The organism is Bradyrhizobium sp. Crot121 (assembly GCF_059512385.1).
In genome coordinates this window covers 68,169-76,958 of the sequence record NZ_JCAMOR010000038.1, presented here as the reverse complement: position 1 = coordinate 76,958, position 8,790 = coordinate 68,169, and the positions used below count along the sequence as shown (strand labels likewise).

7 protein-coding genes are annotated in these 8,790 nt (G+C 61.2%); 2 read left to right on the top strand and 5 right to left on the bottom strand.

The features are described from left to right. Window positions 1-343: Crp/Fnr family transcriptional regulator (locus AC5ZGW_RS28045; protein ID WP_496113992.1), on the top strand; the 343-nt coding region annotated here is incomplete at its 5' end. Between the two features lie 1,064 nt (window positions 344-1,407). After that, window positions 1,408-2,511 carry a DNA polymerase IV gene (dinB, locus tag AC5ZGW_RS28040; protein ID WP_130225187.1) on the top strand — a complete coding sequence of 368 codons (1,104 nt, stop codon included), beginning with the start codon at window positions 1,408-1,410 and terminating at the stop codon, window positions 2,509-2,511. Between the two features lie 61 nt (window positions 2,512-2,572). Here dinB and AC5ZGW_RS28035 read toward each other — a convergent pair whose 3' ends face one another. The 5 genes from AC5ZGW_RS28035 to ligD all read right to left on the bottom strand — a co-directional run bounded on the left by AC5ZGW_RS28035 (window position 2,573) and on the right by ligD (window position 7,898). Further along, on the bottom strand, window positions 2,573-3,190 hold the full coding sequence (locus AC5ZGW_RS28035; RefSeq protein WP_130225186.1) for a cell envelope biogenesis protein TolA: 618 nt from the start codon (window positions 3,188-3,190) through the stop codon (window positions 2,573-2,575). A 24-nt stretch (window positions 3,191-3,214) separates the two neighbouring features. After that, entirely contained in the window at window positions 3,215-4,120 is a 906-nt protein-coding gene (locus AC5ZGW_RS28030; protein WP_130225185.1) for a ribonuclease Z, read from the bottom strand. Between the two features lie 80 nt (window positions 4,121-4,200). After that, the gene (gene ku / locus AC5ZGW_RS28025) at window positions 4,201-5,127 is read right to left on the bottom strand and encodes a non-homologous end joining protein Ku (protein WP_130225184.1); all 927 of its coding nucleotides are present in this window, start codon (window positions 5,125-5,127) and stop codon (window positions 4,201-4,203) included. Between the two features lie 369 nt (window positions 5,128-5,496). Next, window positions 5,497-6,051 carry a hypothetical protein gene (locus AC5ZGW_RS28020; RefSeq protein ID WP_130225183.1) on the bottom strand — a complete coding sequence of 185 codons (555 nt, stop codon included), beginning with the start codon at window positions 6,049-6,051 and terminating at the stop codon, window positions 5,497-5,499. Between the two features lie 2 nt (window positions 6,052-6,053). Then, the gene (gene ligD / locus AC5ZGW_RS28015) at window positions 6,054-7,898 is read right to left on the bottom strand and encodes a DNA ligase D (RefSeq protein ID WP_130225182.1); all 1,845 of its coding nucleotides are present in this window, start codon (window positions 7,896-7,898) and stop codon (window positions 6,054-6,056) included. Between the last annotated feature and the right edge of the window lie 892 nt (window positions 7,899-8,790).

The window sequence follows — 8,790 nt, the reverse complement described above, 5'->3', positions numbered from 1 at the left end:
CGCGGCCTGCAATGCACTGCATCCGGTCAAAGACCGCATGGTCCGATGGCTACTCCATTTTTGCGACTGCATCGACCTCGACGTTCTTCCGCTCACGCAAGAGGCCTTGTCGCAAATGCTCGGTGTGCGACGAACGACGGTGACGCTCCTGATGCGCGATCTGCGCGCATCCGGAGCGATCAAATCTGATCGACGAGGCCGAATCGAGATCGACCGGTTGCGGCTCGCGGCCGCGGCGTGCGAATGCCACGGCAATATGCGAGTCGAATTCGAGAAGATCTTCGCGATGAACACGGCCCGACCTATCTCATTGGACGTGCCAGATGAAGGGCGTATCCCCTGAAGGGAAGCGTGGTTTTGCATCACAGTAAATCCAGTTGTCCATGTCGCAGAAGGGTCAAAGGCGGCGGCCGACCCCTGAGTGGGACGACTTCCGCTCTACCTCTCGCTTCAGACATGTCGCTGCGGCACCCAACCAACGCGATGGGCCAAAGGACTAAACCGCTCGCGCGGCTGGCGGCGGAGCCAAGAGGATAGCGCAACGGGGCGTCCTGTCTTGAGATTGAGGGGTTGCGACAACCTCACTCATCGCTCGTGAGGGTGCGCCGGCCGGCGTTTCCTACCAGGCTGCGGCTGCCGCGATCGCTGAAGTGCTCGATTCGATCGGAGATACCTGCCCGGAGTGCCCGCCTTAGACTAGCGAAAGCGGGGACGGCGCTTTTCGCGCATTCGACCGATCGCCAACAAGGCTCCGGCGATGGTAGCCGCGGCGCTGCACGTCCTGACGGATTTTCTCGCTCACCGACCGTACTGCGCGTTTCTTCTTCCGCCAGTTGCCGCTCAAATGCAAAGGAACGGCGTGCCCCCGTGGAATGACCAGGAGATCGTTCCGGCCGTTCAAATACACGTCGTACATGCCTATCCCCCTTTGGCGCGACCATAGACCGGTGCGCCGTCGGCTTGGTGATATGTCGGCAACAGCTGCGGCTAAGGTGAGAGTCTTCACGCGGTCTTCCCTCGCGAGAGTCTCTGCAGCCCTGCTGCGCTACGACTTCGAGCGATCCCAGCGTCCTCTTCCCTTGCTGCGCAGCCCGCACCAGCTTCTTGGCGATGAACTTGCGGTGCTCATGAGAGCCTCCGCTGTTTGGGAGGCCGCGGCAAACGTTGTTCAGGACAACCTCCAGGTTGGCCGTCATTCGCTCATCGAACTTCTGCATCGCAATCATGCGGCATGAACAATGTGATCGCCAAAGAGGTGCAGCGCCGTAACATATCCTCCACTTAGAGACGTTCAACTGCCAGCATCGCCCGGCGATCCCGAGGAGCCAGCACATCCCAGCCCTATCCCCGTTGTCCACTGCTGGCGGGGGAAGCGACCTTGGCAACGGCTTCCTGTATGATTGCCACATGGCATCTGCGGATCAGGATCAGAATAGCGTCGAGGCGCGACAACGTAAGATCATCCATATCGATATGGATGCATTCTATGCTTCGGTCGAGCAGCGGGACGATTCCGCCTTGCGTGGCAAGCCGATCGCCGTGGGTGGGTCCAAGGAGCGCGGTGTCGTTGCCGCTGCGAGCTATGAGGCCCGCAAATTCGGCGTCCGATCAGCGATGCCGTCGGTGACGGCGCGGCGCCTGTGTCCAGACCTGATCTTCGTCAAACCGCGCTTCGACGTCTACAAGGAGATCTCAAGACATATCCGCACGCTATTTGCCGAGCACACCGCGATCGTCGAGCCGCTATCGCTGGACGAGGCCTATCTGGATGTCACCGAGAACTTCCAGAACATTCCCGTTGCGACGGAGATCGCAACCGCCATCAGGGCACAGATTTTGAGTGAGACCGGCCTAACCGCCTCCGCCGGCATCTCCTACAACAAGTTCCTGGCAAAGCTCGCCTCCGACCACCGCAAGCCGAACGGCCAGTTCGTCATCACCCCGAGAATGGGACCTACCTTCGTGGAACAGCTCCCCGTCGAGAAATTCCATGGCATCGGTCCGGCGACAAGTGCGAAGATGAACAGGCTTGGCATCTTTACCGGCATGGACATGCGCCGTCAGACGCCCGAATTCATGAACGCCCATTTCGGTAAGGCGGGCGCCTACTATTACTGGATCGCGCGCGGCGTCGACGAACGTCCGGTCCGTGCGAACCGGCTCCGGAAGTCGGTCGGCGCCGAGACCACGTTCTGGAGCGACCTCTCTGAGTTGAACGCATTGGTCGCTGAGCTCGAGCCTTTAATCGACAAGGTCTGGCATCACTGCGAAAGCACCGGCAATCGCGGCCGCACGGTGACATTGAAGGTGAAGTTTTTCGACTTCGAGATCATCACCCGCAGCCGGTCCTCCCCCGCCGCTATCTCGAGCCGCGAAGACCTGGGACGCTTGGCCGTTGGTCTGCTCGAGAAGGAGATGCCGCTTCCGAAGTTGGTCAGGCTATTGGGCGTCTCGCTATCGTCACTGCAGAGCGAGACGGAGCTTGAACCTCAATTGGATCTGCCGATCTGACGAGATGCGCTTGTGGCTGCAACGGTTGGAGCGCTTCCCTCGGCATTTCGTCCGAGCGCCTTTACTCTCGCGCCCGCCGCAACGCGGCTTCCAGGTGAGCCTTTTCTTTGTCCCAACGGGCTTCTTCGGCCTCAAATCTTTGCTCGAGCGCGTCTCGCTCGGCTTGAATCTCCGAAGCCTTCTGTTCGTGCTTCCGGCGAGCCGACTCCAGGGCGCTTTGCGCCTTCGAGACGGCCTGTTGCCGCCGCTCGCGCTCCTTCTGCCTGATAGCCTCTTCCTTTGCGCGTTCGCGGTCGCGGCGTTTTTGCTCCTTTTCAAAAGCCAGTGCGGCCTTCCGGTCGGCCGCCTCGTCTTCGGTGCGCTTCGGATGCTTCTGCGGCTGTCGGCTCGCCGACTTGCGGCCTGACTTCTTCGAAGTGCCGTCGCCGGCGAGTTCGGTCAGCAGCTCGGCGTGCTCCTTGAAGGGCCCGCTGGAGCCGACGGGACGCTTCAGAACCACGCCCGGGGCGGCCATGGTCGCTGCGATGACATCGGGATCCTCGCTTTGCTTCGCCGCGCCCTGATGGAAAAGGTTGCTGTCGGCGCCCCAGGCCTCCAGAGCCGCTTTCATGGACGGCGCCGCGATCGCCAGGTCGAAGAAGCCCAACGAGGTCTGATAGGCCTTAAGCTTCCTCGCCATTTGCGTGCTCTCCAGCGCGGCCGGTTAGATCACGATGCGGTCGAAATCTCCGGCAACCCGGCTGTTCTGGAATATTTTCCTTGCCTCGGCCAGGATTTCCTCATCGCGGTAGCGGCCGGAGATATGGGTCAAGACGAGCAGCCTGACGTCGCTCTTCGCCGCTAAGGCGGCCGCCTCCGCCGCCGTGAGATGGCCGTAGTCCCGCGCGATCGCCGCGTCGCGTTCCAGAAACGTGGCCTCGAGCACCAGCACGTCGGCGCCGCGGACGTGGTCGGCCAAGCCGTCGGTGGCTTCGCTATCGCCGACGATGACGAGTTTCTTCCGCCCCTCCGGCGGTCCGAGGACGTCTCCAGGATCAATCCTTCTGCCGTCCGCCAGCGTCACCGGCCGTCCTTCCGCCAAATCCTTCCGCACCGGACCGTCCGGTACGCCGAGCGACGCAAGGCGGTCCGGCCGAAGGTGACGGCGGGCTCGATTTTCGAAGGAGAATCCGAAGCTGTCGGTGTCCCGGTGGCGCACCGGAAAGCAGAAGATCGCAAATTCACCAGCGTCGATCACCGGGCCGGCCGTCAGCGGAACGAGCTGCAGTGGGATCGGCGCCCGCCCTTCGCCCCACAGGCCCGCCAGCATCCGGACGACGACCTCGAGCGTGCCCGGGCTGCCGTGAATCGTCATGATCTTGGCGTTCCGCCGCAGCCTCAGGGTCGAAAAGAGCCCCGGAATGCCGAGCACGTGGTCGAAATGGCCATGGGTCAACAGGAGCCGGTGGAGCCGTCGAAATCCGGCGCCGCCCCGCAGCAGCTGGCGCTGCGTCCCCTCTCCACAATCCACCAAGATGCGGTGATCTCCCGCCTCGACGAGAAGTGCCGGATGGTTGCGTTCGGCCGACGGAACGCTTGACGACGTCCCCAAGAAGGTGAGCGCGAACATTCGTGCTGGCGTCTCTCTTATCGCTGCGATTAGCCGAAAACGCTCACGCCCGTTTTTGCTGCGGCGAAATCATGTCCAAGTCAGGCCGACTTTCGCTGTTGCCTGCTTGTCGGCTTCTTCGCAGCCGTCTCCTTCTGCTTCTTGCCGGCGATCGGCATCAACATTTCCTTCTGGCCAGCCGCCGCCTTGCGTGGCGTCTTGGCGGACTTCTTCGGAGCCTTGGTCTCGGCCGCGGCGCCCCCGACGCTGCGCCGCAACGCCTCCATGAGGTCGACGACATTCTCTCCGCGCGGCCGCTCCTTCGGCGTGATCGGCTTGCCGGCGCGCTTCTGGTTGATGAGGTTGATCAACGCCGTCTCGTACTGGTCCTCGAACTTGTCCGGCTCAAACCGACCGGACTTTTGGTTCACGATGTGCTTGGCGAGATCGAGCATATCATTCGTGACTTTGACATCCTGGATCTCGTCAAAATACTCGTCCTCCGAGCGGACTTCGTACGGATAGCGCAGCAGCGTCCCGACCAGGCCCTTGTCCAGCGGCTCGAGCGCGATGATGTGCTCGCGGTTCGTCAGCACCACCCGCCCGATCGCAACCTTGTTCATTTCCCGGATGGTCTCGCGGATCACCGCAAAGGCGTCATGGCCGACCTTGCCATCTGGCCGGAGATAGTAAGGGCGGATCAGATACCGCGGATCGATCTGCTCGCGGTCGACGAACTCGTCGATCTCGATGGTGCGGGTGGATTCCAACGCCACCGCCTCGAGCTCTTCCTTCGACACCTCGATGAAGGTTTCCTTGTCGAGCATGTAACCCTTGACGATGTCCTCGTTGGCAACCTCCTCGCCGGTGTCGGCGTCGACCTTCAGGTACCTGATGCGATGACCGGTCTTTCGATTGAGCTGATTGAACGAGATCTTCTCGCTCTCCGATGTGGCCGGGTACGGTGCAACCGGACAGGTAACCAGGGACAGACGCAGGAAGCCTTTCCAGTTGGCGCGGGGAGCCATGTTACGCAGAACTCCGGTTTGAGACGGCTTGATTCAAGACGACCAAGGAAGGCTAGTTCCGACAATACGGCGCAATTTAATCTCCCGCAGCAGCGCACACTCAATCACGATCATCTTCGGCGAACAAAAAGGAAACGCGCGCGCTGGTCTTTGGAGCATGGCGGCTTCGGCTCCTAGCGGCGCGAGGTCCTTAGCGCACATGCGCAAGAGGTAAAGTCTAGGCGCGATCTATTTCTGGGTGCTGTTCAGCAGGCTGGTCAGCTCGGCTGCTGCCGCCGTCCGTTCCTCCGCCTCCTCCTGCGTGGAGTTAGTCTTCTGCGGGAGGGGAAGGAGAGGAAACGGCTGGTTGCTGAGCAGGTGAGCTGCGACCTAGCCGTAGTCCACTGCAACGACACGTTTTTTTAGCACGCCAAAACTATCGCGCTTGTATTCCGCAGGAACGATGCCCGCCTCTGGCTCGGCGTTGCCAAAAACAAGACAATGGAGGGGCTGGCCGAGGTCACCCCGCCGCCACTCGCCCGCCAACGTGTCGAAATTCTCTTTAACATAGCCGTCACCGCGTGTAACAAATGCGCGGTAGTCGAGCTGTTGCCACTCGCCATCCGTCAGGGGGTCTGCGCGCGGCATCACCACGAGGAAACCGCCAGGAACCGAAAAGCAGACTGGGCAGAGTTCAGACCAGCCTTCGGCTGCAAATTTCCGCTCCTGCATGTTGCTCAAAAGGCCACGCAACAAAAAATCCCACCACCACCGATGGCCTGACCACGTCCATCGCCCAGGAAACTTGAAGACGTAGCGACGCGTGAGGATGATGGTTCGGACGCTCCCGAACCTGCGCTCCGGCAAGCGCGCTTGCAGTGCGTTGCGCGGTCGCTTCGATCGGCGACCATGCTTCGCTTCCGCAAGATAGTCGCTAATCGCCATGCTCAGGCTCGCTGCTTTCCCATGCTTCTTGTCGTGCTACAGGTGGTCCGAAACGGATGCTGCATCGTGAAGACGTCCGGACGGATCCCCGCTTCGATGCGCGCCCAGGTCACGGGCGCGGCGATCGGAAAATGACGGAGTGCCCGCGGCGAATAGGTGCCGATTGCCGTGGTCCCTCGCCCGTTGCGAAGGTAATCGAGAAAAATCCGCCCGTGACGCTTCGCCTGTGCCGAAAGAATGTATTCGTCCGGAAAGCGCGAAGCGAGTTCGGAAACCAGGCGGCGCGCCAAACTGTGCGCCCGATCATGCGGCACGCGGCCCTGAAGCGGCGCCATGAGATGGATTCCCTTGCCGCCGGTCAGCTTGGGCCAGGGATCGAAGCCCTCCGCCCGCAGGAGATCGCGCATTCGCAGCGAACCTTCGACAACCGCATCCCATGGGATGCCTTCACCGGGATCGAGATCGATGACGATGCGATCGGCGAGTTCAACGTCTTCGACGGTAGCGTTCCAGGGATGCAGCTCGACGGCTCCGATCTCGACCAGCCCGAGCAAGCCGTCGAGATGATCAACCCATAGCCGTATGCCTTCCCCTCCTTCGCGCTTGCGGATGCGCAGTTCGTGCACGGCTTGGGGGATGTCCTTCGGAAGCGGTCCCTTGTGATAGAAGGTTGTGCCGCGCACGTGACGCACGAGCTTCAGCGGCCGATGCCCGAGGTGTGGCAGAGCCTTCTGCCACACCCGAGTCCAATAGCTGGCGAGTTCGTCCTTCGACGGAGTTACGGCATCTGGAAGAAGCTGAAGAATATTTTCGCGTGGCACGCCGATCTTCGGTCTTGCGACTGACGAGGGAGCGAGCCGCGGAGCCCGGACTTTCGGCGGCGCGAGATCGTCCCGAAAGCCCTTGAACACGGCGGAACGCAACAAGCCGTCGTCGGTCAGTGCGCCATACTCCACCTCGGCCTTCACCTCAGGTTCGACCCAGGTCGCCTTCGGCTTCTTAACAGGGATGCTCAGCGGGGAAGTTCGGCGGATCAGCGGATCGAGCCGCTCGCGCAATTCGCGGGCGCTCTTCTCGGTATAGCCGGTTTGCACCTTGCCTGCGTAGAGAAGCTTGTCGCCCGCGTGTCGACCCACATAGAGGGACGCGATTCTGCGCGGTCGCGCGCCAAGCTTCTCCACGAACGCGACGATCGGAAACGTCTCGCTCTTCTTGCATTTGAGCTTGACCCACGATTCCTGCCGCCCGGAACGGTACGGAGCGTCTATGCGCTTGGCGACTAGTCCTTCGAGGCCCATCCGGCATGCATTTCTGAAGATTTCGTCGCCATCTGCCAGGACGTGCTCGACGAGGATGAAAGTTTTCGGTGCGTCCGCCAGCACGTGCTTGAGAAGCTCCTTGCGCTCCTTAAGAGCTGCCGCCCTCAGATCATAGCCATCCAGGTAGAGCAGATCGAAGGCGTGATAGTGGAGTTGTGCGCTCTCCCGCCTGCCGAGCTCGCGCCTCAACTGCTGAAAATCAGGCAGTCCGTTGCTGCCGTACACCATGGCCTCACCGTCGATCACAGCACTCTTGACCTTGAGGCGTTCGGCACCATTTGCGATGGACGAGAACTCCTCGGTCCAGTCTAGTCCTGTCCGCGAATAGACCCTGGTTTCATCCGGCCGCAAATGGAGTTGCGCGCGATAGCCGTCGGCCTTGATCTCGTAGACCCATCCTTCACCGCCCGGGGGCCGGTCCCGCTGGACCGGGTCACAGAATTCGATGAAGCCCGGAATCGGAGCCTTCCGCGCGCCGGGGACGCGCGCCAGAGAACGCAATCGGGAACGCAACGCCACCGCACACATGCGGATTTAATAGAGGCGAGACCGAGTCGTTCCATGTATTTCATCGCGTCGCCGCACCCATAGCCATGCTTTCTGATTGGATGCTGCAAATCGTACGGGGCTGGGCCAACGATCAACAGCAGTCGTAGACTTGTTGAACAACCTTACATCGCTGTGCGAACAGCATAGCGGCCGATCGAGCGGGCAGAGATCGGCCGCGGTCAGACATATCCGTAGCGACGTCCCAGCAGGCAAGCGCTGACTTTCATCAGCGCCCGCGGGATCCTCCGGCAGTCGGTCGCCGCGCACGCGACATGCTGATCCAGACGAACCAGCAAGAGAGAATGCTGATAGACGTCGAGCAACTCCGTTGCGGCGACGTCGAGAACTGCAAGGCATGCCGACCGCCGATGCAACGGTCGTCAGGCCGTAGACATCGATGTGGCGATCGCTGCGAATTAGTGCGTAGTAAGGTCCCAGAGCATCATGGGAGAGAGCCGGAATTGGAAAGTAACCTCCATCGGTCGCCCTTAACAGCAGATCACTTCGCTAATCCCATGCCGATCGCGGTGAAATTCACCACAGCGAATTGACGAGGACAGCGTACGCGTGCTCGGCGATCGCATTGAGTCACATTGTGGGTTGGCGGCCACAGATGCCGGCGAAGTGTGACATCGGCCTCTCAGATGTGCCTCACCGCGATGGAGGAGCCTGCCGCAGCCGGCTGGGAATGCTGGCCCTCAACCGAGGCCCGCAGAGATCCACGCGCGCAAAACCAAGGATGCCGCCCGAAATATCTCCAAAAGAGACCCGCCAGAGCGTGTTCGGATAGCTGCCGGCGCAAGCCAAACGTGTTGTATTCGCTGCGTGGTCGGCACAGCGTTTTATACACTGCTTGGCCAACGCAGCTTGG

What these genes read in the sequence shown, in the direction of transcription:
- AC5ZGW_RS28035 (WP_130225186.1), bottom strand. Translation starts at nt 3,190, where the DNA reads ATGGCGAGGAAGCTTAAGGCCTATCAGACCTCGTTGGGCTTCTTCGAC.
- AC5ZGW_RS28030 (WP_130225185.1), bottom strand. Translation starts at nt 4,120, where the DNA reads ATGTTCGCGCTCACCTTCTTGGGGACGTCGTCAAGCGTTCCGTCGGCC.
- dinB (WP_130225187.1), top strand. Translation starts at nt 1,408, where the DNA reads ATGGCATCTGCGGATCAGGATCAGAATAGCGTCGAGGCGCGACAACGT.
- ligD (WP_130225182.1), bottom strand. Translation starts at nt 7,898, where the DNA reads ATGTGTGCGGTGGCGTTGCGTTCCCGATTGCGTTCTCTGGCGCGCGTC.
- AC5ZGW_RS28020 (WP_130225183.1), bottom strand. Translation starts at nt 6,051, where the DNA reads ATGGCGATTAGCGACTATCTTGCGGAAGCGAAGCATGGTCGCCGATCG.
- ku (WP_130225184.1), bottom strand. Translation starts at nt 5,127, where the DNA reads ATGGCTCCCCGCGCCAACTGGAAAGGCTTCCTGCGTCTGTCCCTGGTT.